This window comes from Carnobacterium viridans, assembly GCF_900102725.1.
GTDB classification, from domain to species: Bacteria; Bacillota; Bacilli; order Lactobacillales; family Carnobacteriaceae; genus Carnobacterium_B; species Carnobacterium_B viridans.
In genome coordinates this window covers 366,530-392,951 of the sequence record NZ_FNJW01000008.1, presented here as the reverse complement: position 1 = coordinate 392,951, position 26,422 = coordinate 366,530, and the positions used below count along the sequence as shown (strand labels likewise).

Here is a 26,422-nt window from a genome sequence, read left to right as displayed (position 1 = left end):
TTTGGTAAATAATATCATTATAAATCTCTCTAGTTTTCAACTCATTTAAAGAATGAGTTATTCCCTATCTGAGTATGATTTAACTATTCATTTCTGCCGTTAATATTACTCTTTTATTAAGCAAACAATGTCTTTGCGCATACAAAAAGAGAAAAGTCCTAATGTATTGAGCTTCAAAATTAAGCATTTGCTTATATTTTTGAAGCATAAATCTAGGAACTTTTCCCATTTTATTAAAAAATTATTTTTTTATTTTTATTTACTTAGCTGGCTCAAATGCTGGCTCTAAATGTCCGATTTTTGATAATTCATCCAAGTAATCGTAAACTTCTTGAGATGTAAAAGCTTCGAGCAACGCTTGAATTTCAGCAGAATCTTGATTGTCTTCACGTGCAATCAATTGTAGCGCAAAGGTATATTCATCATCATCTTCTAATAAAACAGCATCTTCTGTTTTCAATCCAATACTGTCAATGTAAGTTGGGTAGTTAAAGACCAGTTCTACTCCATCTTCATATGCACCTGTTAAGTTTAATAAATCAATGTGTGTAAATGTTAAATTCTTAGGATTTTCTGTAATATCTTCTACAGTCGCTTCATGGTTGTCTATTTCAGGATCCAGTGTAATCACTTCGTAGTGATCTAATATAGACAAAGCTCTAGCTTCATTAGAAACATCGCTAGGAATCGCTACCTCAGCTCCATCTTCAAGTTCTTCGATTGTATCGTAAACAGGAGAATAAAAACCTACAACTGGATTATAAATCGTTTGAAGAGCCACCAAATTTCCTTCACGTTCAGTATTGAATTTTTCCATAAATGGTTTATGCTGTGCAAAGTTGGCATCTACCTCATCATTAAGTAAAGCTTCATTGTATTGGATATTATCGGATACTTCGACTAAATCCACTTTATAGGGTTCAGCAATAACCTCTCCAGCTATTTCAACAATGTCTGTCATCGGTGGCAAATGTGATGCTACTTTAATGACGATTTCTTCTTGTTCAGCCGATCCATCAGTAGTAACAACCTCTGATGAACTATTTGAATCTGAATTCCCTGTACCGCATGCTGCTAGAACTAATGCCAAACTACTTAAAAATAAACCTTTTTTTATCATTAAACTCTCTCCTTTTGAAAATAAATTTTGTTACCTCTTATCGATCTTGTGCGCAATTTTTAGTCCTAACCATTGCACTAAGACGACAAAAATAATAATAATGATGATTGCTGTATACATAATATCGGTTTCATATCGTTGATAGCCATAGCGAATCGCAAAATCTCCAATTCCCCCTCCCCCAACAACTCCCATAATAGTAGAATAGGAAATAAAACTAACAAAAGCTGTAGTGAACCCAATCAATAATGAACTCCGTGCTTCTACATATAAAAATTTCCAAACCAGTTGAGGGATAGTTGCGCCCATAGACTGAGCCGTTTCTATTACGCCTTTAGGCACATCAAGCAGGGACTGCTCAACAAAACGTGCATAAAGTACGATTGCAATAAGCATCATTGGAAATGATGCAGCAATTGGATCTCCTGTTGCACGTCCATAGAAGTGACGAATAGCTGGCTGCATGGCAATCACTAATAATAAAAAGGGAAATGAACGGATAATATTGACAAAAATATTGGCTAATTGATAGAGCCAATTATTTTCCATTGGTTTTCCTTTTGCCGTTAAAAAGAGCAAGGTTCCCAAAGGCAGTCCTAAAAGAATAGCAGCAACCATAGAAAATCCCATCATAATGGCGGTTTCATAGAGGCTTTCTATCAAATTTGGAGCATGATCAATCACGCGCTCAAAATAAATTTCCAACGAATCAGACATTACCTAACACCTCCAACGCCCGTTGGTGATATGACTTAAAGATTTTCTGCTCATTTTTACGGGTTACTTGAATAGTATCAATCAATCGTCCCTTTTCGATCACTGCAGCACGTGAGCATAATTCTTTAATCACTTCTAACTCATGCGTCACAATTACTACAGTCATTCCGAATTCTTGATGAGCTCTTTTTAGCACATCGACGATTTCCTTCGTTGTTCCCTGGTCTAAAGCAGAAGTTGGTTCATCACAAAGCAGGATTGTCGGCCGTGTAATCAATGCACGCGCGATACCGACACGCTGCTTTTGTCCACCAGAAAGCTCAGCAGGGTAACTGGTGCGTTTATCATTCAATCCGACAAAATCCAATACGGTTTCAATCGGTAAAGTCTGTTTGTAATCATATAATTCTAACGGCAACAGGATGTTTTCTTCAACCGTTTTATTGCTGAGTAAATTAAATTGTTGAAAAATCATACTAATTTTTTTTTGATAGAGTCGCAATTCTTTTTTAGATAGTTGCTGAACATCTACATTGTCAACAATTATCCGTCCCTCGTCCGGCTGTTCTAGAGCATTAATAAAGCGCAATAGGGTTGACTTTCCTGCTCCGCTTTCTCCAATAACACCAAAAAGTTCATTTTTTTCAATAGACAAACTCACCTGATCAACGGCTTTGAATGCACCATTTTGTCCAATGAACCCTTTTGAGACCCCTTTTAATTCAATCAATTCAGAAACGCCTCCTATTGTTATGAAATTGTTCCTGTTCATTAAGATAGATAACTAGCGCAAGAGTCATTTCATCTCGTTAAACTAGAGAACTTAAGTAGCATTCTGTTCTTTCACACAAAAATTAGTATAGTTTTTTTTAAAATTAGAAGCAATAAAAGGATTAATTATTTAAATGGATAAAAAAACATAATTTAGTAAAACTTGAAACAGAGCGTTTTTGTGGAGTTTGTTTTTCTAAAAGAAGATTTAATAAAAACAATATTGTTTTTATATATTTTTTAAAGTACTAATGCTTAGTGTAGAGTAAATAAAGAATACTAATGCTTTAGTAAATTGGATTCAGTTTTTCTTATTATTACATAATCTAGGGCACTAAAAAAACTCAATAGAAAAAGGAACATGACGCTTTGTCAGGTTCCTTTTTCTATTGAGTTCGTTTATTCAAATGATGCAATATACTGTTTCATGTAGTCAGGAAGATCTGGTGGTCTGCGACTTGAAACGATATGTCCGTCTGTAATAGCTGGTGTATCATGCCAAATAGCTCCAGCATTGGTCATATCGTCTTTAATTCCAGGAGTACTCGTAACATTGACTCCATTAAGAATTCCAGCTGAGATCAATACCCAACCAGCGTGACAAATTTGTCCGATAGGTTTCTTTTGTTGATCAAAATATTGAACAAATTCAATAACTTTTGGAAAACGTCTTAATTTATCTGGCGACCATCCTCCAGGAACTAAAATGCCATCGTATTCCTCTTTAATAATCTCTTCAAAACTATAATCAGACGTTACCGGCACTCCATACTTCCCATGATAAACGGTATCTTTATTCTCGCTTACTAAATGAACGACGGCTCCAGCTTCTCTTAAACGAAGGACAGGATACCATAATTCTAAATCTTCGAAATCATCACTGACTAAAGCAATAATCTTTTTGTTTTCTACAGACATCTCTTTATTCCTCCTCAACAATTCAATATATGACTAGCACTAGTTTATCAATTCTACTAAAGGAGTGCAAATCTTGGATAACTTAAATCTGATCTTCAATAAACTCTTCCGTTAATTCCCGAACGGGTTCGCTTCCATAATCGTTGATAAAATCTTCTAAGATACCTAAAAAGATGCTTCCTTTTTTAGCTGTTCCTTCACTTTCATCTTCAAAAAAGCGAATAAAATAATTTTGATAATTTTTGTATCCATCTACAAATCCTAAACTTTTTATAAATCGATTTTCTTCTACTTCGGCTTCTAAATGAATATCTTGCTCTTTCAGCTCTTCACTCTGACTGATGATAAGTTCTATCAATTCATCTTTCGATAAACCATTAAGTGTTTTTGGATCCATGTATTCGTCTCCTTTGGTTTCATACTTCATTCATAATTGTAACTGCTTTTGAGTGAATTGCAAAAATCTTCTACTTTTCTACTTGGAAAGATTGAATGCTTCGATTGACCCTGCCCATTAAAACAAGTAAGAGTTGTTTTTCATCATCAGGCCAACTTTTAAAAATAGTACTGTATGCTTTCTCAAGTTCAAATGAAACCATTAAAAGCAATTGTCGTGCTTCAGGAGTTACTGAGAGTTGGCTAACTCTTTTGTCGGTTCCTTGTTCTTTTAAAATAAACCCCTTTTTTTCTAATGCTTTAATTTGACGACTTAAAGTTGATTTATCTAATTCAGAATGGTTGGTCAATTCATTTAAAGTTATTTTTTCATCTTTTATAAAAGATATAATCAAGAATCCTGATTTAGTTATCTTATGTTTAGCAAGTAATTGTTTTTCTAATTTGACATAATTTTGACTAAATTCCGTGAAACGGTGAATCAACGAATGTATCGGTATTTCAGGATGATTATCCATCTAAACGCTCCTATCTAGGGTCAATTGTATCATACAACTAATATATGTGTATTATACAACTATCGATTAAATTTGTACAATAAAACAAAATAGTCCAAGACAATTGTCTTGGACTATTTGTTATCCTTATATTTTTGGTAGTGTCAATTGTTTAACGACTTAATAAAAGCTCATCCGATAATTGACTGTTAGAGTCTGTGGCTGTTTGAAAAAGAACCAGTACATCTGGAACTGTTAAGTTCTTCTTTTCTTCTCCAGATAAATCAACAATCACTTTTCCACCATCGAGCATGATCAATCGATTGCCATATTTTAACGCATCGTTCATATTATGTGTGATCATCAGAGCTGTCAACTCTTCTTGTTCAATTCGTCTTTTAGTCAGTTCTAAAACGACTTTTGCTGTTTTAGGATCTAACGCTGCTGTATGCTCATCTAATAATAAAAGTTCTGGTTTATTCATCGTTGCCATTAACAGTGCAATAGATTGACGTTGACCACCAGACAACAATCCCATTTCGCTATCCAAACGGTTTTCTAAACCTAAGCCTAATTCAGCTAAGACCTGTTTAAAGTACTCCCGCTCTTTATCCGATGTTCCTTTTCGAAGAGAACGTTTCTTTCCTCTACGATAGGCAATAGCTAAATTTTCACCTACAGTCATTCGAGGAGCGGTTCCCATAACTGGGTCTTGAAAGACACGACCAATTGATCCCGCACGTTTTTCTTCTTTCAAAGGAGTTAAATCTTTCTCTCCCAACAGGATAGAACCTTTATCGATCATAAAATTGCCAGCAATGCTGTTTAGCAATGTCGATTTCCCAGCTCCGTTTCCACCAATAATCGTAATGAAATCACCTTTTTTTACTTCTAAGGTTAAATCATTTAATACGGTATTTTGATTTGGCGTTCCTTTATTGAATTGTTTCGTTAGTCCTTTTAATGATAAAACTGGTGTACTAGTAGTCATCTTACAACAACTCCTTTTTTTGGAAGAAATTCAAATTATATTTTGCACGTATACTTGGTAATGCTAAACAGAAAGCTAAAATGACTGCTGAAATAAGTTTCAAATCATTTGGCTGTAATCCGACCAGTAAGACGAACATGATGATAAAACGATAAATAATCGCTCCTAAAATGACACAAATCAGACGGTTAACAAAAGATAAGTTTCCAAAGATCACTTCACCAATAATAACTGATGCTAGACCGATAACGATAGTCCCAATACCCATACTGATATCAGCATAGCCATTGTCTTGAGCAATAAGTGCTCCTGCAGCGGAAACCAGTCCATTTGAAAGCATAAGTCCGAGTATTTTAGTTTGATTGGTAGAAATTCCTAATGAACGTGCCATTTTTTCATTATCACCGGTTGCAATAACAGCTTGACCCAATTCTGTTTTGAAAAATAAGACCAATAATGTAATCACGATACAAACAAGAATGATTCCTAAGAAAATCGTATCAAATTGGCTAGGTAGATTAAATCTAGTAAAGAAATCCGTTAATCTAGCCTCTCCAAGTAAACTCAAGTTAGCTCGTTGCATAATACGCAAATTAATAGAATATAAACCAGTCATCGTTAAAATTCCTGCTAATAATCCAGGAATATGAGCTTTTGTAATAAGAAACCCGGTAACTGCACCAGCCAAAGCTCCTATGACGAAGGCAATGGCGGTTGCAGTTAAAGGATGAACGCCTGAAATAATCAGTTGAGCACATACTGCAGCTCCTAAAGGAAAGGAACCCTCTGCTGTCATATCTGGTAAATCTAAAATACGATAAGTAATAAATATGCCTAAAGCCATCATGCCCCACAATAATCCTTGTGCTGTTGCTGTAACAATTAAATCCATTTGATTTCCCCCATTCTAGTTAAGTAAGCTATTCTTTAGCTTTTTCCAATACCTGAGTTGGAATAGTAATACCAAGCTGTTCAGCTTTTTCTTCATTGATAATGATATTCCCTTGATCGAGATAGCGAATAGGAGTCGTTGAAGGATCTGCATCACCATTTAAAATAGCTACTACCATTTCACCGGTCAAACGACCTAATTCGTATTGATCTAATCCAACAGTTGCTAAACCGCCTTCTTCTACCATAGTATCTACAGCTGGAAAAACTGGGATCAGATTTGAATCTGCAGCGGACACTAATGTGTTCATTGCACTAGCTATCGTATTATCGGTAGGTACCCATATAGCGTCAACTTGTGCAGCTAAGGTAGATGCTACCTGAGCAACATCGTTCGTTGAAGAAACCGTCATGACTTGAGTATCCAATCCCATTTCTTCAGCAATCTCAATGGCTTGATCAGCTTGTACAATGGAATTGTCTTCACTTGATGAATATAAAATACCGATTGTTTGAGCTTCTGGTAAAATTTCTTTGATCAAAGAAAATTGTTCTTTAATGGGTGTTAAGTCACTCACCCCCGTAATATTCCCACCAGGAGCTTCATTGCTTTTAACTAATCCAGACCCCTCAGGATCTGTAACAGCACCTAATACGATAGGAATATCTTGAGAGCTGTTCGCTAATGCTTGAGCTGAAGGAGTTGCTATACCGACCATCACATCAGCTCCTCTACTAACAAATCGAGTACTCATCGAATTTAAGTTGCTTTGGTCCCCTTGAGCATTTTGAAAATCCAATGTCATTGTTTCCCCGTCAATATAACCCGCATCATTTAGCTCATCTACAATTCCTTTATAAATGAGGTCAAGAGCTGGATGACTTGTCAGTTGTAGAATACCAACCATCGGTTTTTCCTTTTTTGTAACTGTCTCAGTTTTAGTAGTAAAAAAGGCAACAGTTAAAAGTGCTACTAAACATATAATGAAGCCAAACATTTTTTTCATATCCTTCATCCCCCAATAGTGATTAAATTTTATTTAGCCTTACAACAAAGTCGCCATCGTTTCTTTTCCATTGTACACACCCCAGTAATCAAAATAAAAAAAACAGCTGCCACAAATAATTCGTGGAAGCTGTTTTTATGCAAAACAAAATCCACATAGAAATAGAATTAAATATTCTCTCTATGTGGATTGGAAGTCTAGCTTGTCTTCAAATAAACCAACATAGATACATACATTCAGTACACTGAAGGTTGCATCTATGAGCGTTCTCATGGATCAACCTATCTATCTTGGCTTTGCCAACTGCTATTCAATTGTCCATTATAAGATAAGTTATTTAGCATCTTGAGAACTCCTTTGCTGTTTTTCTATTATGACAATCTTACTAGTTGTCTTCTAACGTGTCAAGCAATAAAATGAGAATTACATGAACCATTAACAATCTGATAAGTAAATTGGTCGGCCTGATCTAGGTTGTAGTGGTCTATTTGTTTTCCCAACATTTCGTTTAAAGGCTTGAAGTAAACCTTGTCTCATATATGTTTGGTGCCGGAATACGATCCACTCTACTGGACCTGACGTTGGAGGCGTAGTTAATGATCCAGTATAATGGTAAAACTGTTTTTTTTCTGGCAACAGACGTTTTAATTCGATTGGAACGGTCAAACCTCTTTCTGCGATACGCGGATGCAAAGCCTTCTCATCTATTACTGCTAATACAGTATTCATCGGGCGTTCTGAAGGCAGTACAGTGACTCCTACAACGAGAAGATCATTTTTCACAGAACGGTGCACCAAATGAAATTCTAATGGAAAAGATTCTTGATTGATTTCATGCTCACTCGGTAAATGGAAATGTAAATCTTCTAAAAAATATTTTTTATGGTTAAAGGTAACAAAGTTTACTTTTTCATTTGTTTTTGGCGATAAATGAACCGTATGGTTAAAAAACGACGATTCAAATAACGTTCTATTGTAATCAAATCTCAGTGAATGCTGTGAGCTCGTTAAGTTTGTTTGATTATCATCTAATGCGATTGGCGATTGCAAACTTTCTGTTTCTGCTTGATAAAAGGCCGAACAAATGGTTTTCCAATTGTCTGGACCTCTATCTCCTTGGTAATTCCATTCCATTTGTTTTCCCTCCTAGAGTTTCCAATAGTTATTGTATCTTTTTTTATTCTTACTATGCAACTATTTGCATCCGAATTTCTACTAACCATTTTTAATAAAAAAATGGTATACTGATAAATACAGCACGATTAAGTTTGCTTTACTTATAAAGTTAAATAGAATCAGTTCACCTAATTGATTATGAAAGAAAGAAGGGAAATACATGTCATTTGATGGTATTTTTACCCATGCGATGGTAAATGAGTTAAGCGAAGCATTAAAAAACGGACGAGTTTCAAAAATCCATCAACCTTATCCAAACGAAATAATTGTTGTTATGCGAGCAAATGGGAAAAATCACAAATTACTCTTATCAGCTCACCCAAGCTATGCGCGTATTCAACTAACAGAGATTCCTTATGAGAATCCTAGCTCTCCTTCAAATTTTTGTATGATTATGAGAAAACATCTTGAAGGTGCAATCCTAGAAGATATTCAACAAGTAAGCAATGACCGTGTCATTCATTTCAGGTTCAAGAGCCGTGATGAAATTGGCGATGTTCAAAATGTTATCTTGATTGTAGAATTGATGGGCCGGCACAGTAATATTCTTCTAATAGAGCAAGATACACAGCGTATATTAGATACGATTAAACATGTACCAACGAGTCAAAATTCATATCGTTTTATTATGCCTGGTGCTACTTACCAATCTCCACCTCACCAAGATAAGTTGAATCCATTTGAAACAAGCAGTTCTGAATTAACTGAATTATTGACTTCTTTTGAAGATCCTAATTCGCCGTATGAAAACAGATTGCAGCATGTTTACCAAGGGATTGGTGCGGATACGGCTAAAGAACTCTTTTACCGTAGTGAAAATAATGTGGAAAATTTATCAGTTTTATTTGATTCATTTATTGATACTGTGCGCAGTGGAACCATCTCTCCGACCTTAACAATCGGTTCTAAAAAAGAATTCTTCACTCCGCTTCCTTATTTAAGTATCGAAGGAGAACATGTGGGTTATCCTACATTGAGTGAACTGTTAGATAAGTATTATGAGAGCAAAGCGGACAGAGACCGGGTTAAACAACAAGGTTCTGATCTTATTCATTTGATTCAAACGGAGCTTCAACGCAATAAGAAAAAGATGAAAAAACTCAAAAACACATTGGACGAAACCGAACTGGCCGATGATTACAGAGTTCGAGGCGAATTGCTAACAGCTTACCTTTATACAATGACTAAAGGACAAAAAGAAGTCACCTTAACCAATTTTTATGATGAGGAAAACCCAATGACTATTCCTCTTGACACTAGAAAAACACCTTCTCAAAATGCCCAAAAATATTTTTCGAAATACCAAAAATTAAAAAATGCTATTGCCTATGTCAATGAGCAGATGCGCTTAACTAAAGAAGAAATCGATTATTTGGAGTCTGTCTCAACACAACTAGAATTAGCTACTCCAAAAGATATTGCGGACATTAAAGAAGAATTGGTCCAACAAGGCTATATGAAGAAAAAGAAATCCAAGAAAAAACAAAAACAAGCTAAATTAAGTCAACCGGATCTTTACCGTTCTTCCGATGGCACACCAATTTTAGTAGGAAAAAATAATTTGCAAAATGATCAATTAACCCTTAAAACTGCACGGAAATCAGATGTTTGGTTGCACACAAAAAACATTCCCGGTTCGCATGTGATTATTCAGTCTGCTAATCCTAGCGAAGAAACAATTTTAGAAGCGGCTAATATTGCTGCTTACTTCTCAAAATCGCAGCTGTCTGCATCTGTTCCGGTAGATTATGTCGACGTGAAAAAAATTCGGAAACCGAATGGAGCAAAACCTGGATTTGTGATTTATGAAGGTCAACGTACAGTCTATGTTACCCCAGATAAAGAGTTAGTTAATCGCTTAAAAGTATAATACTAAAGTAACGCATGCCTAATTTATATTAGACGTGCGTTACTTTTTTTGTCCTATAACTTTTCGTTTATAGGTGTTAGAATGTGTTTTAAAACTAGGCCGCCAAGAGAAAAAAGGTGCATTAGTTCAACTCAAAATAAAATTCCAGAATGAATTTTATTTTGAAGAAGAAACGCTATTAGTTAAACAGCTCTTTATTACTTATTCAACCAATTCACTGGATCCTTTTTCCATTCTTTTAAAAGGTCTCTTTCTGATTCATCAATGATTCCTTTTTCTAATGCTATTTCAATCAAAGAAGAATAGTTAGTCAGTGTCGTTAATTTTATCTTGTTCTCGGTAAAATTATATTTTCCTTGTGGCAGTTCATAACTAAAGATGGCTGCAACTCCTAAAACTTGAGCTCCTTCACTAGTTGCTGCTTGTGCAGCTTCGATGACACTTCCACCGGTAGAAATCAAATCTTCGATTACAACCATTTTTTGATTCCCTGATAGTCGACCTTCGATTTGATTTCCTTTACCGTGATCTTTTGCCTTACTACGAATGTACACCATTGGTAAATCAAGCAAGTCAGCTACCCATGCAGCATGTGGAATGCCTGCAGTAGCTGTTCCGGCAATGACTTCTACTTCTGGATAATGGGTAGTAATCATTTCAGCTAATCCTTGCGCTATTTCTCGTCTTACGGCTGGATAACTCATCGTAATACGATTGTCACAATAAATCGGACTTTTCAGTCCACTAGCCCAGGTAAAAGGATCTGTTGGATTTAAGCTTACTGCATCAATCGATAGTAGTTGTTCAGCAATACGTTTTTCTCTAGTCATGATTCTTATTGCCTCCTTGCCATTGTTCTTTAATCACATGATAGGCAGCAACCGGGTCCTCTGCTTGTGTAATAGGACGGCCAACAACGATCATAGATGAACCACTTTCTCTAGCACTCGCTGGCGTAGCAATTCGTTTTTGATCGCCAACAGTTGATCCAGCTAAACGGATACCAGGCGTGACACATAAAAATTCGTTTCCAGTAACTTCCTTGATACTTTTTGCCTCTAGTGCCGAACAAACCACTCCGTCTAAGCCAGCTGACTGAGTTAATTTAGCGTAATGAAGAACACTTTCCATTAAGGATACAGGAATTAACTGGTCTTGCTGCATCATAGTTTGTGTTGTAGAAGTTAATTGAGTGACTGCAATCATTTTAGGCGGTTGATGCCCTGTTGGAGTGCCAGAAAGTAAACCCTCTATTGCAGCTTCCATCATATTTTTTCCGCCAGCAGCATGGACATTGATCATATCAACACCCATAGCTGCTAGTCCTTTCATTGATCGTTGAACAGTATTCGGAATATCGTGCAGCTTTAGATCTAAAAAAACATCATGGTCTAATTGTTTAAGACTCGTTACAATTTCAGGACCATTTTGGTAAAACAGTTCCATACCGACTTTAACAAATAACGATTCACCCTTAAACTGGTCTAAGAATCGAGTTACTTGAGACAGAGTCGAGAAATCTAAGGCAATGATTGGTCTACTTTCCATCTATTTGCCTCTCCTTTACTTCTTTCATTAGTGATTCAATCGATTCAATACCGAGTTCATCCATTCGTTTAGGCAACGCTTCAATCAGTTCTTTGCAAATCATTGGATTAGCATAATTAGCTGTACCGATTGCAACTGCGCTAGCACCAGCCATAAACATCTCAAGCACGTCATCAACGGTTGAAATACCGCCCATTCCAATTATTGGAATGGAAACTGCACGAGATACTTGATACACCATACGGATAGCGATTGGTTTTACTGCTGGACCGGAAAGTCCGCCTGTTTTATTTGCTAAAATCGGTCTTTTTGTCTCAACATCAATGCTCATTCCCAATAAAGTATTGATCATGCTGATGCCGTCTGCTCCGCCTTTTTCGGCAGCTTGAGCGATTTCAACAATGTTAGTTACATTCGGTGTCAGTTTAATATAAACCGGAACCGTAGAAACAGCTTTTACTGCTTTTGTGATGTCATATACTGATTCAGGTTTAGAACCAAATGTTAACCCACCCTCCTTGACATTGGGGCAGGATACATTGATTTCAAGTGCACGAACGATTGGTGATTGACATAGTTTTTTTGTAACTTCAATATATTCTTCAATTGTTGTACCGGCCACACTCGCAATCACAGGTGTATCAAATTTAGCTAACAGCGGTAATTTCTCAGCTACGATCACATCCACTCCTGGATTTTTTAAGCCTACCGCATTTAAAACGCCATTTTTCAAGTGATGATAACGTGGATTCGCATTTCCTTCTCGTGCATCAACTGTCGTTGACTTGATGACAATGGCTCCTAATACAGTGTAATCATATTGATCTAAATAGATGTCCCCAAACCCAAATGTTCCACTGGCCGGCATAATAGGGTTTTTCAAATCTAACCCTGGTAGTTTTACTGCTAAGCGATTCATTTTCTAACCCCCGTTTAGTTGTTTTTATCCTTGTTCAAAAAATGCTTACTTTATAGTGGACTAGTCATAAAATTACGCGATTCAAGCACATTAAGAATGGCCGATACAGTATCGAGTGACGTCAGCAAGGGAATGCCTTGTTCAATGGCTGTTTTCCGAATGATTTCCCCATCGTTGACCACTCCAATTCCGGTAGTCATCGTATTGATCACTACTTGAATAACGTTACCTTGAATGAGGTCCAACACTGTTTCTTCTGAATCTTGCTGTAGCTTAGCCACGATTTGAACCGGCAGATGGTGTTCGGAAAAAAACTGTCCTGTTCCTTCTGTTGTCACAATCGTATAGCCAATGTCATAAAATCGCTTAGCTAAAATTAAAGACTCTTCTTTGTCTTCATCGGAAATCGTAAATAATACCGTTCCGTGATCATGCAGATGCATGTAGCTTCCTTCAAAGGCCTTATAAAGTGCCTTTTCCATCGTTGTATCACTTCCCATGACTTCTCCTGTAGATTTCATCTCTGGCCCTAATAAGGCATCTACTTTTTGCAGTTTCGTAAACGAGAACACTGGAGCTTTCACGTGAATCAAAGCCGACTCTTTATATAACCCATTAGTGTAGCCTTGTTCCTTAAGAGATTGACCTAAAATAGCTTTAGTTGCGACTTGAGCCATTGGAATCCCTGTGACCTTACTTAAAAATGGCACAGTCCGACTTGCCCGAGGGTTAACTTCTATAACGTAAACAGTGGTATCATGAAGGACAAATTGAACATTCATCATGCCAATACAATTCAAACCGAGTGCCAAACGAGTGGTGTAATCCACAATCGTATCTTGTATTTCTTTTGATAAGGACTGTGGAGGGTACACCGCCATCGAATCTCCCGAGTGGACACCTGAACGTTCGATGTGTTCCATGATTCCAGGGATAAGAACAGATTCGCCATCACAGATAGCATCTACTTCAACTTCTTTTCCTACTAAGTAGCGATCGATTAGTACTGGGTGTTCTGGAGAAGCTTTTACCGCATTTCGCATATAATTTTCTAAATCTGGCTGAGTACCTACAATTTGCATACCTCGACCGCCTAAAACGTAACTTGGACGAACTAAAACGGGATATCCAATCCGATCCGCAATGACTACTGCTTCACTTTCGGTTGTAGCCGTATCCCCCAGAGGCTGAGGTACTTGTAGTTCATTCATTGCTTGTTCAAATAGATTTCTGTTTTCTGCACGATCTAAATCTTCTACACTCGTTCCTAACAATGTAATCCCCATTTTCGTTAGAGGTTCTGCCAGATTAATAGCTGTTTGGCCTCCGAATTGAACAATAACTCCTATCGGCTGCTCTAAACGAATGACATGCATAACATCTTCTAGTGTCAAAGGTTCAAAATAGAGTTTGTCTGAAATGGAGAAGTCCGTTGAAACGGTTTCTGGATTGCTGTTCATGATAATCGCTTCATATCCTGCTTGTTGAATGGCTTTAACAGAATGGACCGTAGCATAATCAAATTCAACTCCTTGCCCGATTCGAATGGGGCCTGACCCTAGTACTAAAACAGATTTTTTATCTGAAACAATACTTTCATTTTCTTCTTCATAAGTACTATAAAAATAAGGCGTATTGGAATCGAACTCTGCAGCACAAGTATCGACTGTTTTATAAACAGGGACGATGTCGTTTTCGTAGCGCAACTCCATTACCTCACGCTCATCTGTATTCCATAACTGTGCGATAGCCTTATCTGAGAAACCGTACTCTTTTGCTGTAGACAGAGTATCAATAGTGTATTTATTTTCTTTTAGTTCATTTTCCAACTCCACAATATGAAGCATTTTATCTAAGAAAAACAAATCAATTTTAGTTAAATTGGCCAAGTCTTCAATTGTGTACCCACGTCGTATGCCTTCTGCTAAATAGAATAAGCGATCATCATCAGCTTTGATGGTTTTTTCAATCAATACTTCGTCCGTTGCTAACGAAGCTTCTTCCAACAAGATATGAGAGACTCCTATTTCGAGTGAACGAACCGCCTTTAATAAAGCTTCTTCAATTGTCCGGCCAATTGCCATGACCTCTCCTGTAGCTTTCATTTGAGTGCCTAATCTTCTGTCACCTTGTTCGAACTTATCAAATGGCCAACGCGGAATTTTTGCGACAACGTAATCTAAAGCTGGCTCGAATTCAGCATATGTTGTTCCGGTCACTGGGTTTTTCATTTCATCCAGAGTTAAACCAACAGCGATTTTTGCGGCCAGCTTAGCAATTGGGTAGCCTGTTGCTTTACTCGCTAAAGCTGATGAACGACTGACACGTGGATTTACTTCAATGATGTAGTAGTTAAAACTATCTGGATCAAGTGCTAGTTGAACATTGCACCCTCCTTCAATACCTAAAGCACGAATGATTTTTAATGAGGAGTCACGCAACATTTGGTGCTCTTTATCGGTTAAGGTCTGTGTCGGAGCAAATACGATGGAGTCTCCTGTATGAATCCCAACAGGGTCAAAGTTTTCCATGTTGCAGACAACGATTGCATTGTCATTTTTATCTCGCATCACTTCGTACTCGATTTCTTTGTATCCCGCAATACTAATCTCAACTAGACATTGGTTTACTGGCGATAATTTCAAGCCATTCTTAACGATTTCTTTCAATTCTTCCTCGTTATCACAAATTCCTCCACCTGTTCCGCCCATTGTAAATGCCGGACGAACGATTAAGGGGAAGCCGATTTGTTCAGCGAAAGTCAGTGCTTCTGCAACGGTATGAACAATCTCACTTTCAGGAACGGGTTCATTCAATTCTTTCATCAATGTCCGAAACAAATCTCTGTCTTCGGCTTGATCGATAGCACTTAATTTTGTTCCCAGCAATTCGATGCCCAACTCTTCTAGTATGCCAGAATTGGATAACTCCATAGCCATATTCAGTCCTGTTTGACCACCTAATGTTGGAACAATGGCATCTGGTCGTTCCTTACGCAGGATTTGTGAAACAAATTCTAATGTGATGGGTTCGATATACACTTTGTCAGCAATTTCTTTATCCGTCATAATGGTTGCTGGATTTGAGTTGACCAATATAACTTCGTAACCTTCTTCTTTTAATGCTAGACACGCTTGAGTACCTGCGTAATCAAATTCAGCTGCTTGACCAATAACGATCGGTCCGGAACCAATAACCATGATTTTAGTTAAGTCTATTCGTTTAGGCATTCTTTTTTGTCTCCTTCCAAGCATCCATTAATTCCATAAATTGATCAAATAAGTGAGCTGCATCATGTGGCCCAGGTGCTGCATCTGGATGATATTGGACACTGAAGACTGGATGATAGCGGTGCTTGACGCCTTCTACTGTTCCGTCATTCAATTCGATATGTGTCACAAGTAGTTTTTCTTTATCAATCGATGCTGCATCAACAGCATAGCCATGATTTTGTGACGTGAAATCAATTCTTCCTGTTGCAATCTCTTTCACCGGATGATTAAATCCACGGTGGCCAAACTTCATTTTAAATGTACTGGCTCCATTTGCTAAAGCAATCAATTGGTGACCTAAACAAATCCCGAAAACCGGGAATTTTTTTTGAATTTCCTGAATCATGGTCAATACATGCGGCAATGATGTAGGATCTCCTGGTCCATTAGTCAACATGACTCCATCTGGTTGTAAACTTATTATAGTTTCAGCACTCGTGTTGTATGGTAAAACCGTTACGTGACAATCCCGTTGGTTTAATTCGTTCAATATACTGTGCTTCAGTCCAAAATCGATGACAACGACGTTTTTCCCCTTTCCAGGGCTGACATAAGAATGAGTGGTCGAGACTTGAGCAACTTGATTAACGGGCAGCACAGTGGCTTTTAATTGATCAAAAGCATGTCCAAGATCATCTTCTGCATCAATAATCATGCCGCGCATAGTGCCGTGTTCTCGGATGATTCGTGTCAGCTTCCTTGTATCTACACCAGCTAAACCAGGAATTTTTTTATTTTTTAAAAATTCATCTAAACTCATTTGGCTTCTCCAGTTTGAAGGAACGCGGGCAAATTCTTTAACGATGACTGCTTTTGTAGTGGGATCAATGGATTCATAATCATCACGATTAATTCCTGCGTTTCCAATCAATGGATAAGTGAAGACCAACATTTGGCCATTATATGACTGATCCGTGATCGATTCTTGGTAACCGGTCATTCCGGTTGAAAAAACGACTTCTCCAGTTGCGTCACTTGCAGCCCCAAATCCTCTTCCTTTGAAAATACTTCCGTCTTCTAGCAGCAATAATCGATTCATTGTACGGAACCCTCCTGGTAAACTAATTTTCCATCAACGAATGTCATTGTGGTCGTTCCTTTAACACGCCATCCTATAAAAGGTGTGTTCGTAGCCAAAGAATGAAAGTCTTTAGCTACTATCTCTTTAGGCGTTGAGAGATCGAAAAAGGCTAAGTCGGCTTTTTGACCAACTGCAATCGTTCCTCCATCTAAGTTAAAAAGTCTTGCTGGTTTATAGGCCATCCATTCAATGAGTTGAGTAAGTGATACGATTCCTTTTTCTACCAGGTGTGTGTAGAGTAAAGAAAAGGCTGTTTCACTTCCTACTATTCCAAACGGAGAATCCATCATTCCACCAGCTTTTTCTTCTTTGCTATGTGGAGCATGATCGGTTGCGATTATATCGATCGTGCCATCCAACAAACCGTCGAGCAATGCTTGGCGGTCTTCTTTCCCTCTTAATGGAGGATTCATTTTATAGATACTAGTGTCATTTGGAATGTCATCTTCTGTCAATAATAAATGGTGGGGTGAAACTTCAGCCGTTACATGAATACCCGCACGTTTTGCATCACGAATGACTCTTACGCTTTCTTTTGTTGAGACATGACAGATGTGGTAATGAGCACCGGTTGCTTCACTAAGCAATACATCACGTGCAATTTGACTCGCTTCAGCAACATTTAAGATTCCTGGCATTCCTAATGTTTGATTGCGTGTGCCTTCGTGCATGACACCACCAAATAGTAAGGAATCATCTTCGGTATGTGCCACAATGATAGTGTTATTTTTTGCGGCTTCTTTCATAGCTAGATACATCGTACCGGCTGTCTGCACACCCACTCCATCATTGGTAAATGCAAATGCTCCAGCTTCTAATAACTCTTTTTGATTGGTTAATGTTTCACTACGTAGACCCATTGTGATTGGTGCATACTGTTTGACTTTTACCACAGCATCTCGAGCAATCTTTGCTTGAAGAGTTTGCATTTTCTCAGCTGTATCCGGTTCTGGTTGAACATTGGGCATAGCACAAACTGTAGTAAATCCGCCACGTGCGGCTGCCATCGTTCCAGTCTTAATGGTTTCTTTATGTGAAAATCCTGGTTCTCTTAAATGAACATGTACATCAATCAAGCCGGGAGCGACTAATGCTCCGCGAGCATCGATGACTTCATCCGTATCTTGGATAAGCGGTGTTAAATCTGATCCGATAGCTTGGATTTGTTCTCCATTGATTAGAAGTTCAATGGGTTGATAGTCTTCTTTTTTAGTTAATATAATGGCATTTTTAATCCAGATCGTCATGGCTTCATCTCCTGAGGTAAATTTATAAAGTTGTTTTATTTTTTGTTCTTCCGGCTATGATGGCTTCTAAAATCGCCATTCTGGCGAAGACACCATTCGACATTTGAGCCACGATTCTTGATCGTTCGCACTCGACCAGTGAGCTTTGTAACTCTACATCACGATTGACTGGTGCAGGATGCATCAAAATTGCGGAAGGTTTCATATTTTTTTCACGTAATTCATTAATGCCGTATTGATCTAGGTAGCTGGTGATCAGAGCATCATTATAAGATTCATGACGTTCATGTTGTACACGTAAGAGCATAATCACGTCGGCTTCATAAACAAGGTCATCCAATGCCGCATATCGGCCGTACTCTGTAAAAGAATCATCCATCCATTCAGTCGGACCAGAGAAAAGAACCTCAGCACCCAATCGTTTTAGCATATGCATGTTTGATTTAGCTACTCTGGAATGCTTTAAGTCTCCAATGATAGCGACTTTTAAGCCATCAAAATGGCCGTATTCTTCGTAAATGGTCATTAAGTCCAATAAACATTGGCTAGGGTGTTGTCCTGTTCCGTCTCCGCCGTTAATAATGGAACATTTAATGGATGGGCTATTGATCAGTTCCGTATAAAAAGCTTCTTTACTGTCACGAATAACGGCAATTTCCGTTCCAAGTGCTGACATGGTTAATACCGTGTCGTAAAGGCTCTCTCCTTTTTTGATGCTGCTTGTAGAAGGTTCAAAGTCAATGATTTCGATGCCCAATTTTTTTTCAGCCATTTCAAAACTTTTGTGAGTGCGTGTACTATTCTCAAAGAATAAATTCACCGCATAGAGTGGTTCCATCACTTGAGCAGAGATCGTTCCTTTTTTAAATTGTGAGGCCCGTTTAATCAACGTTAGAACCTCTTCATTTGTTAGATCTTCTACTGAGACAAAATGGTCTAAAGCAATTGTTGCAGCAATTTTTTGCATTGTCTTTTCCTCCTTGTCATTTTTTTAAGTTTAGTGTGTTAGAAATTCGTATAAAAAAAGAACCTAAAGTTTTGTGGAGAACTTTAGGTTCTAGAATAATCTCCCTTCTGCTTGAGCAGTTCTTCCAGTATGGAATCAAGGTACGATTATAGTAGTGACCTTATTAGTCTCACAGGACCAATTTAAAGTTTCACTTAGTTTTATTTAGTTTATTTTTGGATGAGCACATGATCTTCGCCATCTAGTTCTTGAACACCAACTTTAATTTGTTCCTCTAAGGAAGTTGGAATATTTTTCCCAACGAAATCGGCACGAATTGGCAATTCTCTATGCCCTCTGTCAACTAATACGGCTACAGAGATTTTACTCGGGCGACCAATGTCCATCAGCGCATCTAGCGCAGCCCGAATCGTCCGGCCAGTAAACAATACGTCATCAACTAAAATGACTTGCTTGCCTTCGATTGAAACTGGAATATTCGATCCTTTTATCATCGGTTCATTACTGCTGTTCGCCTCATGGACATCATCTCTATAAAGTGAAATATCTAATTCACCCACTGGAATCTCCACATTTTCCAACTGTTTCATGCGTTCAGCAATTCGTCTTGCAAGATAAATGCCGCGAGTTTTGATTCCAATTAGAACCAAATCTTCAATTCCTTTGTTTCTTTCAATGATTTCATAAGTGATTCGAGTCAACGCGCGTTTGACAGCAGCTTGATCGACTACTTCTACTTCAGATTTGATTGACATGTCTTCCCCTCCAATTTTTCATATCGCTTTAATAGGATTGGCCAATAAAAAATGCCCTCCTAACCTTTAATGGTCAAAGAGGGCATATTACTGTTGAGTAAGTGTAAGAGAAGGTACGTTTGCCTTTTCTTACTATGCTCCTTCTTAGTCTCACTGGACTAGGATTAAAGGATAAGTTTATTTTTCTGTCACTTATGACTATATAGAATGTCTTTAAAAAAGTCAAACAAAAACATTACATATTTCTTAAGTTATTTAATGTATCTTCAAACAACTTCGGTAATGGTGCTTCAAAAGTAAGGAATTCACCAGACGTTGGGTGTTTAAAACCTAATGTCGTTGCATGCAAGAATTGACCCTTGCCTTCTAGTGTTTTTCTTGGTCCGTATATTGGATCTCCTGCTAAAGGATAACCAATATATTTCATGTGCACACGAATTTGATGTGTTCTACCCGTTTCTAATTTTAATGAAACCAATGTAAAATCTTTAAAGCGTTCAAGAACAGTAAAATGTGTTACGGCTGATCTTCCTCCATCAATGATATCTTGTTTTTTGCGGTCTTGTTTTGAACGGCCAAGTGGAGCATCGATTGTTCCTTTTTCATGAGGAATCACACCATGAACTAAAGCAATGTATTCTCTTAAAGACGTTTTGTCTTTTAATTGAGCAGCTAATTTTTCATGTGCAGCATCATTTTTAGCAACCATTAGTAAACCTGAAGTATCCTTATCGATACGATGAACGATTCCAGGACGTATTGTTCCGTTGATACCAGACAAATCAGTGATGTGGTACATCAATGCGTTTACTAATGTTCCTGTTTGATGACCAGCAGAAGGATGAACGACCATTCCTTGTGGTTTATTTACGACTACAACATCTTCATCTTGATAAACGATTTCAATTGGAATATTTTCTGCAAGTACCTCTAAAGAAACAAGTTCTGGTTCAATGATAGCAATCTCGTCTCCTTGTTGTACTTTGTAATTGGCTTTCAATTTTTCTCCATTGACAGACACATTTCCCTCTTTGATCCATTGTTGGATGTGTGAACGTGTAATAGACGGCAATAAGTCTGTTAAGACCTTATCTAAGCGACCTGATTCTTCATTGATAATAAAGTTGTGTTCTTGTAACATGATTGATCTCCTTCTTTAAACCCTTAATTTATCTTTAACTAATGTTTTAGTGTTTCTTTTTTTCATTTCTTTCGTCTATGAAAACAAAAATAATCATTAAGAATACTCCGATACTTAAAGACATATCGGCTACATTGAAAATCGGAAAATTAATAAATTCCAATCGAACCATGTCGATAACATATTCCAATCGAATACGATCAATAAAATTCCCTATTGAACCAGCTAAAATAAGTGCTAAAGCAATTGAAAATAACCGACTTTGTTTGCCATATTTTTGCAAATAATAAACAACCACGCCAATCACAATAATCGTTATAATATAAAAGAACCACATTTGGCCTTCTAAAATACTCCAAGCAGCTCCGTCATTTTGAATGTACATCCACGATAAGACATTTGGAACAACTTCTACAATTTCATATAAGTCAATATTTTGCACGGTTAAAAATTTAGTAAACTGATCAACGGCCACAATGATGGCTGCCAAGATATAATATATGAACATATTAGCCCTCTCTTTATTTCATTCTGTTTTTCACTTACTTATCTATTTTACATGATTCTATACCTAAGAGATAGTTTTTTCTTTTTTCCTGTTTAATATTAAATAACTGGTCATATTGCTTTAGAAAGTGGGAAGCGTTTGCTATACTAGTTAGGGTTATTGATTAAATGGAAATGAAAAAAATGTGCTTTTTCGTTTGTTTTTTCTTTACTTTAGTATAGTCTAAATTAAAAAGGAGTTTTCGTACAATGAAAAAAAGATATTTAGTCACAAATTTGTTTGCTGTTTCATTATTTTTGACAGCTTGCGGCAACGATGACGTTGCAAAAGCATTGGAAACCACCACATCTGTTGAGACTCAAAATGAACAGATTGTAAATGACTTAAATGCCATTTCAGAACAAGAAAAAGGTTTACAGAGTACGTTTGAAACGACGCTTTCTGAAGACGACACATTAAGTACTTTAGCAGATAAGTCTTCTGCTGTTTTTGAAAATATTGAGACCCGTTCCACTTCTCTTTCCGAACTAAAAGAAACGATTTCTACTATGAAAGAAAAACAAGTTCTCTTAGAAGAAGAAACAAGTGATAAACTGCCGCAAGAAGAACTAACGGCTCTATCAACAAACATAGAAGAACTGACTGCTAACTTAGAGAAGTACATCGCTCATTATAAAACAGTGTTAGACGAACAGGAAACCTATTTTTCAGATTTAGGAAAAGAAGATGCCACATATGAAACCCTTACTGCAGGTATAGAAACTATTAATAACTCTGATACTGAAACAAAAGCATTGTTGACTAAACTTGATCAACAACTTGTTGCCGTACAGGATGCTCAAGCTAAATCTACAGCGTCTCTTAACGAATTAAACGAATCATCTAAATAAGCACATAATAAAGGAGTCTATAAAAATGAAAACAATTCTTTTAGGAGTATCTCTTATGAGTGCTCTTATTTTAAGCGGCTGTCAAACTTCTGATCCGTCAGCTGACAATTCAAGCACTTCTTCGCTTGCTTCTAACACAAGCGAGTCTCAATCGAGTAGTACAGAAGAATCTTTTACAAGTGAAGAAAGTAGTGAAGTTCAAAGTTCAGTAGAGTCTTCTGATAAGCAAGAAGCATTTCGGTATCATATCAACCCAACTACCTCAGTCGTAGAACCGAACGATGAGGCCACTGATTCTAAAGTAGCTCTTTTGACTTTTGACGATTCTCCTGATCAACATGCCGTAGAAATAGCTGAGCAATTGAAAGCAATCAATGCACCTGCCATCTTCTTTGTTAACGGTATGTACATAGAATCAGATGAAGGTAAAGCTAAACTGAAACAAATTTATGATATGGGATTTGAAATTGGAAATCATACCCAAACACACCCAAACTTAAGTACCATCAGTTCAGAAGAACAACGGGAAGAAATTTTACAGACCAATCAATTGATTTATGAAGTAACTGGTGAAAAACCACGTTTCTTTCGTGCCCCTCATGGTGTAACAACGGAAACATCTGATGCTGTTATAGCCCAAGAAGATATGGTTTCAATGAATTGGACGTATGGATACGATTGGGAAGCAGATTACCAAACAAGTGAAGCTTTATCCGATATTATGTTAAACACGGAGTACCTAAACAATGGAGCTAACCTATTGATGCATGATCGTTCATGGACGAATGAAGCGGTTATTTCTATTGCTGAAGGCTTAATCGAAAAAGGGTATACCCTAGTTGACCCTAATCTTATTGAATCACCTGAAAGAGAGGAATAAAAAGTATGAAAAAAAGTGCATCATTTTGGCTTGGGTTACTAGCAACGGCGAGTATTGGTTTCGCTCCTCTTGCAGCATCAGCCGAAGAAAATTCTGAATCAAGTTTATTAGAAATCAACCCAGAACCTATCCTTAGTACACCCGCTGAGTTCCCTTCACAGTTCACTTACAATAGTGGCATCACTATTGAGTATCCTGAGAACGGCGTAAAGGGAATTTACGTAACAGCTTATTCAGCTGGTGGAACAGATAAAATGAAAGATTTGATTCAATTTGTTAATACCAATGGACTAAATGCTATGGTCATCGATGTCAAAGACGATGTTGGAAAAATGACAATGGATCTTCAATCTGAAAATGAGATTGTCCAAAAAAGTACTGAAGAGTTTGTGACTGATCCAGCAGCAATGATGAAACAATTGGAAGAAAATAAAGTTTACCCTATCGCTCGTGTTGTTGTCTTTAAAGACACTTTATTAGCTGAAGCTAGACCAGAACTTTCTTTCAAAAAAGCGGATGGCAGTGTTTGGAAAAATGGCAATGGCGATGCTTTTGTTAATCCTTTTTCTAAAGACGTTTGGGACTATAACGTTGAAGTGGCCAAGCAAGCTGCAAAAATGGGTTTCAAGGAAATTCAATTCGACTATGTTCGTTTCCCAGAAGGTTTTGAAAATGAAAGTGATTCATTGACCTATACACGCGGAGATTATGAAACAAGTGAATTAGACGATGTTCAACAACGCGTTGAAGCAGTAACTGATTTTGTTGAATACGCTCGCGAAGAGTTAAAACCGTATGGCGTTGAAGTATCTGTAGATATTTTTGGTTATGCAGCTACAGTTCCCGAAGCTCCTGGTATTGGGCAAAACTTTGCTAAAATATCAGAAAATGTTGATGTCATTTCATCTATGATCTATCCAAGTCACTGGAATTCTTACTTTGGTATCAGCAAACCTGATTTAGAACCTTATAAATTAGTGGCTGAATACATGAAAGTAGAAAACAACTTGTTAGCAGGCTTAGATACGCCTCCTCAATCTAGACCTTGGATACAAGATTTCACAGCTTCATACTTAGGCGCGGGAAACTACCAAAACTATGGTGCCCCACAAGTCGAAGACCAAATTAGAGCTTTACATGATGCTGGCGTAAATGAATTTTTACTATGGGATGCATCTAACACCTATACTGAAGGCGTTAATTACAATATGGAATAAAATGAATGACAGATTTCTATCTTTCTTGAATAGGTAAACAAAGAACCTCCTCTTATTGTAGAGGGGGTTCTTTGTTTATTGATTATAGTTACGGTAACATTAATTTAAATGATAATTAAAAATTAGTGTTTTGTTTTATTTCTTTTTTTGACTCTTAAAAGTTCAATTATAGTAAGTGCTATAGCAGTGTATAATGCTCCACCGATAAAGTCTTGATTTACTATATACTCTATTGAAATACCAATAAAACTAGTAATCACCATTATTAAACTGACATAAGCATACGGGTGCTTTTCTGTAAACACTTTAGATTTCTTAAACATAAATTCACCTCTAACTTATTTAGATACTCCGTTTATATTTTAGTTACAATTACTTTTCAACGTTTGTTTCTATTCTTACCATTGTGGCAGATAAATAGTTTATGGAACTCAATCATAGATTAAAATAAGCAACCTCAAACGAAAAAAGAGGACCCCAGTCTGATAACCCCAAAATCCTCGGTCTTTTCTTCCCTCGTCTTTAAACAGCTTCTAATAGCTAGTTTAGAAAATCTTTTAATTCAAAGTAAGAACACGAATAACTAATCAAAATATACTTTTGTACTAGTAGACAATTTAATTAATTGTTCTTTAGTTGTTCTATCTAAAGATAACGAAGGTAAGTTATCTAACGTAAAAAAATCCATATCAGATGTTTCTATATTTTCTTTGAATAATCCGTCATCATTGACAATACAATTAAAAACTAATTTATAATACTGAAACATTTGAGGAATATCTTTTCTCAAATTGGTATCGAATACCGCTATCAACTCACATGATTCAACAATTAAACCAGTTTCTTCCAATACTTCTTTTATAACATTTTCTTTAGGAGATAACCCTACTTCGGCATAACCACCCGGCATAGCCCACTTTTTTGTCTTAGCATCTTCTACAAGTAATATTTTATCATTCTTTTTAATATAACCTCTAACATCTATTTTAGGAGTAGGATATCCTTCATTAGAGTCAACAATATTTTTCAATTTTTTAATCGGTTCATTGCTCAAATTGCTTATTAACTTCAATGATAATTCTTGTAATTCTTCATATCGTTCTTTATCAAATAAATCTTCCCCATAAAACAGCCCTGCTTCAGCTATTGAAAGTAATCTTCTATAGTGCTCTAAGTAACTATCTATCACGTTATTTCAGTCCTTTCATAGTGTTCCTAATGCTAACGAAAGAGAGCTTTTAAATCAACCAATACAACGTTTTGTTATTTTCTCTCTGCTGTAACTAAATATTCCCATCAGTGTAGCCACGTCTTTATTTTTTTTGTAATAGAGCCGATAGCCAAATATCTTACGCAGCGTATGCTTACCGATATCATCTCTTCTTAACAGCTTAGCACCCTTTTGAAATATCTGATAGACCGTATTGGCTTCTAAATGACCGCCATTGGTACTGGAAAGCAAATCATCCTTTAGCTTTACGTCTTTCATATATTCCTGGATCAAGTCCTGAAAACTACTCAAATACAAAATTCATGTCTTTCCAATCTTTCCAATTTTTTTCGACAATTCGGGGATTTTTTGAGGCAACATCATTTTCTTGTTGAGTTCCTAATGACTGAGGGTTATCACTCATTCTGCACGA

26 protein-coding genes and 1 pseudogene are annotated in these 26,422 nt (G+C 36.9%); 4 read left to right on the top strand and 23 right to left on the bottom strand.

The window, feature by feature from the left end; genetic code table 11:
* Nucleotides 1-259: 259 nt before the first annotated feature.
* The 10 genes from BLT48_RS03305 to BLT48_RS03260 all read right to left on the bottom strand — a co-directional run bounded on the left by BLT48_RS03305 (nucleotide 260) and on the right by BLT48_RS03260 (nucleotide 8,442).
* On the bottom strand, nucleotides 260-1,120 hold the full coding sequence (locus BLT48_RS03305; RefSeq protein ID WP_176944055.1) for a MetQ/NlpA family ABC transporter substrate-binding protein: 861 nt from the start codon (nucleotides 1,118-1,120) through the stop codon (nucleotides 260-262).
* A gap of 30 nt (nucleotides 1,121-1,150) precedes the next feature.
* Entirely contained in the window at nucleotides 1,151-1,837 is a 687-nt protein-coding gene (locus BLT48_RS03300) for a methionine ABC transporter permease (protein ID WP_089975225.1), read from the bottom strand.
* A complete protein-coding gene (locus BLT48_RS03295; protein WP_089975221.1) occupies nucleotides 1,830-2,567 on the bottom strand; it encodes a methionine ABC transporter ATP-binding protein in 738 nt (245 codons plus the stop codon). The genes BLT48_RS03300 and BLT48_RS03295 overlap by 8 nt, the downstream gene beginning before the upstream one ends.
* Before the next feature lie 440 nt (nucleotides 2,568-3,007).
* Nucleotides 3,008-3,526, bottom strand: coding sequence for a type 1 glutamine amidotransferase domain-containing protein (locus BLT48_RS03290; RefSeq protein ID WP_035023042.1), 519 nt, complete (start codon nucleotides 3,524-3,526; stop codon nucleotides 3,008-3,010).
* An 82-nt stretch (nucleotides 3,527-3,608) separates the two neighbouring features.
* Complete coding sequence (locus BLT48_RS03285; protein ID WP_035023040.1) at nucleotides 3,609-3,923, bottom strand: hypothetical protein; 315 nt, start codon at nucleotides 3,921-3,923, stop codon at nucleotides 3,609-3,611.
* A gap of 70 nt (nucleotides 3,924-3,993) precedes the next feature.
* On the bottom strand, nucleotides 3,994-4,440 hold the full coding sequence (locus BLT48_RS03280) for a MarR family winged helix-turn-helix transcriptional regulator (RefSeq protein ID WP_089975216.1): 447 nt from the start codon (nucleotides 4,438-4,440) through the stop codon (nucleotides 3,994-3,996).
* A 151-nt stretch (nucleotides 4,441-4,591) separates the two neighbouring features.
* Nucleotides 4,592-5,410: an ABC transporter ATP-binding protein gene (locus tag BLT48_RS03275; RefSeq protein WP_035023036.1), complete on the bottom strand. Its 819-nt coding sequence runs from the start codon at nucleotides 5,408-5,410 to the stop codon at nucleotides 4,592-4,594.
* Nucleotide 5,411: 1 nt separating this feature from the next.
* Nucleotides 5,412-6,302 (bottom strand): ABC transporter permease, encoded by an 891-nt coding sequence (locus tag BLT48_RS03270; protein WP_035023035.1) that lies wholly within the window; start codon nucleotides 6,300-6,302, stop codon nucleotides 5,412-5,414.
* 28 nt (nucleotides 6,303-6,330) lie between these two features.
* The gene (gene trpX / locus BLT48_RS03265) at nucleotides 6,331-7,308 is read right to left on the bottom strand and encodes a tryptophan ABC transporter substrate-binding protein (protein ID WP_035023032.1); all 978 of its coding nucleotides are present in this window, start codon (nucleotides 7,306-7,308) and stop codon (nucleotides 6,331-6,333) included.
* Nucleotides 7,309-7,743: 435 nt separating this feature from the next.
* Nucleotides 7,744-8,442 (bottom strand): carbonic anhydrase family protein, encoded by a 699-nt coding sequence (locus tag BLT48_RS03260; protein ID WP_089975213.1) that lies wholly within the window; start codon nucleotides 8,440-8,442, stop codon nucleotides 7,744-7,746.
* A gap of 202 nt (nucleotides 8,443-8,644) precedes the next feature.
* On the opposite strand from BLT48_RS03260, the gene BLT48_RS03255 reads away from it, so the two are divergent.
* On the top strand, nucleotides 8,645-10,354 hold the full coding sequence (locus BLT48_RS03255; protein ID WP_089975210.1) for an NFACT RNA binding domain-containing protein: 1,710 nt from the start codon (nucleotides 8,645-8,647) through the stop codon (nucleotides 10,352-10,354).
* A 197-nt stretch (nucleotides 10,355-10,551) separates the two neighbouring features.
* Here the strand turns inward: BLT48_RS03255 and pyrE are convergent, their stop codons facing one another.
* The 10 genes from pyrE to lspA all read right to left on the bottom strand — a co-directional run bounded on the left by pyrE (nucleotide 10,552) and on the right by lspA (nucleotide 21,792).
* Nucleotides 10,552-11,184 (bottom strand): orotate phosphoribosyltransferase, encoded by a 633-nt coding sequence (gene pyrE / locus BLT48_RS03250; protein WP_089975207.1) that lies wholly within the window; start codon nucleotides 11,182-11,184, stop codon nucleotides 10,552-10,554.
* On the bottom strand, nucleotides 11,177-11,902 hold the full coding sequence (gene pyrF / locus BLT48_RS03245) for an orotidine-5'-phosphate decarboxylase (RefSeq protein ID WP_089975203.1): 726 nt from the start codon (nucleotides 11,900-11,902) through the stop codon (nucleotides 11,177-11,179). The genes pyrE and pyrF overlap by 8 nt, the downstream gene beginning before the upstream one ends.
* Nucleotides 11,892-12,821: a dihydroorotate dehydrogenase gene (locus BLT48_RS03240; RefSeq protein ID WP_035023020.1), complete on the bottom strand. Its 930-nt coding sequence runs from the start codon at nucleotides 12,819-12,821 to the stop codon at nucleotides 11,892-11,894. Before BLT48_RS03240 ends, pyrF begins: the two co-directional genes overlap by 11 nt.
* 50 nt (nucleotides 12,822-12,871) lie before the next feature.
* Nucleotides 12,872-16,051 carry a carbamoyl-phosphate synthase large subunit gene (carB, locus tag BLT48_RS03235; RefSeq protein ID WP_089975200.1) on the bottom strand — a complete coding sequence of 1,060 codons (3,180 nt, stop codon included), beginning with the start codon at nucleotides 16,049-16,051 and terminating at the stop codon, nucleotides 12,872-12,874.
* Entirely contained in the window at nucleotides 16,044-17,132 is a 1,089-nt protein-coding gene (locus BLT48_RS03230; RefSeq protein WP_035023016.1) for a carbamoyl phosphate synthase small subunit, read from the bottom strand. The genes carB and BLT48_RS03230 overlap by 8 nt, the downstream gene beginning before the upstream one ends.
* Nucleotides 17,129-18,421, bottom strand: a complete 1,293-nt coding sequence (gene pyrC / locus BLT48_RS03225; RefSeq protein WP_035023013.1) for a dihydroorotase — start codon at nucleotides 18,419-18,421, stop codon at nucleotides 17,129-17,131. The genes BLT48_RS03230 and pyrC overlap by 4 nt, the downstream gene beginning before the upstream one ends.
* 22 nt (nucleotides 18,422-18,443) lie before the next feature.
* On the bottom strand, nucleotides 18,444-19,388 hold the full coding sequence (locus tag BLT48_RS03220; RefSeq protein ID WP_089975196.1) for an aspartate carbamoyltransferase catalytic subunit: 945 nt from the start codon (nucleotides 19,386-19,388) through the stop codon (nucleotides 18,444-18,446).
* A 209-nt stretch (nucleotides 19,389-19,597) separates the two neighbouring features.
* Nucleotides 19,598-20,143 (bottom strand): bifunctional pyr operon transcriptional regulator/uracil phosphoribosyltransferase PyrR, encoded by a 546-nt coding sequence (pyrR, locus tag BLT48_RS03215; RefSeq protein WP_089975193.1) that lies wholly within the window; start codon nucleotides 20,141-20,143, stop codon nucleotides 19,598-19,600.
* Between the two features lie 235 nt (nucleotides 20,144-20,378).
* Nucleotides 20,379-21,284, bottom strand: a complete 906-nt coding sequence (locus BLT48_RS03210) for an RluA family pseudouridine synthase (protein ID WP_089975188.1) — start codon at nucleotides 21,282-21,284, stop codon at nucleotides 20,379-20,381.
* A gap of 46 nt (nucleotides 21,285-21,330) precedes the next feature.
* Nucleotides 21,331-21,792 carry a signal peptidase II gene (gene lspA / locus BLT48_RS03205; protein ID WP_035023006.1) on the bottom strand — a complete coding sequence of 154 codons (462 nt, stop codon included), beginning with the start codon at nucleotides 21,790-21,792 and terminating at the stop codon, nucleotides 21,331-21,333.
* A gap of 248 nt (nucleotides 21,793-22,040) precedes the next feature.
* Between lspA and BLT48_RS03200 the strand changes: the two genes are divergently transcribed.
* Genes BLT48_RS03200 through BLT48_RS03190 form a run of 3 tightly spaced genes read left to right on the top strand, consistent with a single transcriptional unit; the run spans nucleotide 22,041 to nucleotide 24,779 of the window.
* A complete protein-coding gene (locus BLT48_RS03200; protein ID WP_035023004.1) occupies nucleotides 22,041-22,682 on the top strand; it encodes a YkyA family protein in 642 nt (213 codons plus the stop codon).
* Nucleotides 22,683-22,707: 25 nt separating this feature from the next.
* The gene (locus BLT48_RS03195; protein ID WP_035023002.1) at nucleotides 22,708-23,562 is read left to right on the top strand and encodes a polysaccharide deacetylase family protein; all 855 of its coding nucleotides are present in this window, start codon (nucleotides 22,708-22,710) and stop codon (nucleotides 23,560-23,562) included.
* Between the two features lie 5 nt (nucleotides 23,563-23,567).
* Nucleotides 23,568-24,779: a putative glycoside hydrolase gene (locus BLT48_RS03190; protein WP_089975185.1), complete on the top strand. Its 1,212-nt coding sequence runs from the start codon at nucleotides 23,568-23,570 to the stop codon at nucleotides 24,777-24,779.
* Between the two features lie 122 nt (nucleotides 24,780-24,901).
* Here BLT48_RS03190 and BLT48_RS03185 read toward each other — a convergent pair whose 3' ends face one another.
* The 3 genes and pseudogenes from BLT48_RS03185 to BLT48_RS03175 form a co-directional block, all read right to left on the bottom strand.
* Nucleotides 24,902-25,102 (bottom strand): hypothetical protein, encoded by a 201-nt coding sequence (locus BLT48_RS03185; protein ID WP_089975182.1) that lies wholly within the window; start codon nucleotides 25,100-25,102, stop codon nucleotides 24,902-24,904.
* A 260-nt stretch (nucleotides 25,103-25,362) separates the two neighbouring features.
* Nucleotides 25,363-25,965, bottom strand: coding sequence for an NUDIX hydrolase (locus tag BLT48_RS03180; RefSeq protein ID WP_089978632.1), 603 nt, complete (start codon nucleotides 25,963-25,965; stop codon nucleotides 25,363-25,365).
* Between the two features lie 57 nt (nucleotides 25,966-26,022).
* Nucleotides 26,023-26,416, bottom strand: a pseudogene (locus tag BLT48_RS03175) (site-specific integrase); the annotation flags it as partial.
* Between the last annotated feature and the right edge of the window lie 6 nt (nucleotides 26,417-26,422).

Excerpts from the sequence above, each read along its gene's own strand:
- BLT48_RS03305 (WP_176944055.1), bottom strand. The coding sequence starts at position 1,120 with ATGATAAAAAAAGGTTTATTTTTAAGTAGTTTGGCATTAGTTCTAGCA.
- BLT48_RS03300 (WP_089975225.1), bottom strand. The coding sequence starts at position 1,837 with ATGTCTGATTCGTTGGAAATTTATTTTGAGCGCGTGATTGATCATGCT.
- BLT48_RS03290 (WP_035023042.1), bottom strand. The coding sequence starts at position 3,526 with ATGTCTGTAGAAAACAAAAAGATTATTGCTTTAGTCAGTGATGATTTC.
- BLT48_RS03285 (WP_035023040.1), bottom strand. The coding sequence starts at position 3,923 with ATGGATCCAAAAACACTTAATGGTTTATCGAAAGATGAATTGATAGAA.
- BLT48_RS03280 (WP_089975216.1), bottom strand. The coding sequence starts at position 4,440 with ATGGATAATCATCCTGAAATACCGATACATTCGTTGATTCACCGTTTC.
- BLT48_RS03275 (WP_035023036.1), bottom strand. The coding sequence starts at position 5,410 with ATGACTACTAGTACACCAGTTTTATCATTAAAAGGACTAACGAAACAA.
- BLT48_RS03270 (WP_035023035.1), bottom strand. The coding sequence starts at position 6,302 with ATGGATTTAATTGTTACAGCAACAGCACAAGGATTATTGTGGGGCATG.
- trpX (WP_035023032.1), bottom strand. The coding sequence starts at position 7,308 with ATGAAAAAAATGTTTGGCTTCATTATATGTTTAGTAGCACTTTTAACT.
- BLT48_RS03260 (WP_089975213.1), bottom strand. The coding sequence starts at position 8,442 with ATGGAATGGAATTACCAAGGAGATAGAGGTCCAGACAATTGGAAAACC.
- BLT48_RS03255 (WP_089975210.1), top strand. The coding sequence starts at position 8,645 with ATGTCATTTGATGGTATTTTTACCCATGCGATGGTAAATGAGTTAAGC.
- pyrE (WP_089975207.1), bottom strand. The coding sequence starts at position 11,184 with ATGACTAGAGAAAAACGTATTGCTGAACAACTACTATCGATTGATGCA.
- pyrF (WP_089975203.1), bottom strand. The coding sequence starts at position 11,902 with ATGGAAAGTAGACCAATCATTGCCTTAGATTTCTCGACTCTGTCTCAA.
- BLT48_RS03240 (WP_035023020.1), bottom strand. The coding sequence starts at position 12,821 with ATGAATCGCTTAGCAGTAAAACTACCAGGGTTAGATTTGAAAAACCCT.
- carB (WP_089975200.1), bottom strand. The coding sequence starts at position 16,051 with ATGCCTAAACGAATAGACTTAACTAAAATCATGGTTATTGGTTCCGGA.
- BLT48_RS03230 (WP_035023016.1), bottom strand. The coding sequence starts at position 17,132 with ATGAATCGATTATTGCTGCTAGAAGACGGAAGTATTTTCAAAGGAAGA.
- pyrC (WP_035023013.1), bottom strand. The coding sequence starts at position 18,421 with ATGACGATCTGGATTAAAAATGCCATTATATTAACTAAAAAAGAAGAC.
- BLT48_RS03220 (WP_089975196.1), bottom strand. The coding sequence starts at position 19,388 with ATGCAAAAAATTGCTGCAACAATTGCTTTAGACCATTTTGTCTCAGTA.
- pyrR (WP_089975193.1), bottom strand. The coding sequence starts at position 20,143 with ATGTCAATCAAATCTGAAGTAGAAGTAGTCGATCAAGCTGCTGTCAAA.
- BLT48_RS03210 (WP_089975188.1), bottom strand. The coding sequence starts at position 21,284 with ATGTTACAAGAACACAACTTTATTATCAATGAAGAATCAGGTCGCTTA.
- lspA (WP_035023006.1), bottom strand. The coding sequence starts at position 21,792 with ATGTTCATATATTATATCTTGGCAGCCATCATTGTGGCCGTTGATCAG.
- BLT48_RS03200 (WP_035023004.1), top strand. The coding sequence starts at position 22,041 with ATGAAAAAAAGATATTTAGTCACAAATTTGTTTGCTGTTTCATTATTT.
- BLT48_RS03195 (WP_035023002.1), top strand. The coding sequence starts at position 22,708 with ATGAAAACAATTCTTTTAGGAGTATCTCTTATGAGTGCTCTTATTTTA.
- BLT48_RS03190 (WP_089975185.1), top strand. The coding sequence starts at position 23,568 with ATGAAAAAAAGTGCATCATTTTGGCTTGGGTTACTAGCAACGGCGAGT.
- BLT48_RS03185 (WP_089975182.1), bottom strand. The coding sequence starts at position 25,102 with ATGTTTAAGAAATCTAAAGTGTTTACAGAAAAGCACCCGTATGCTTAT.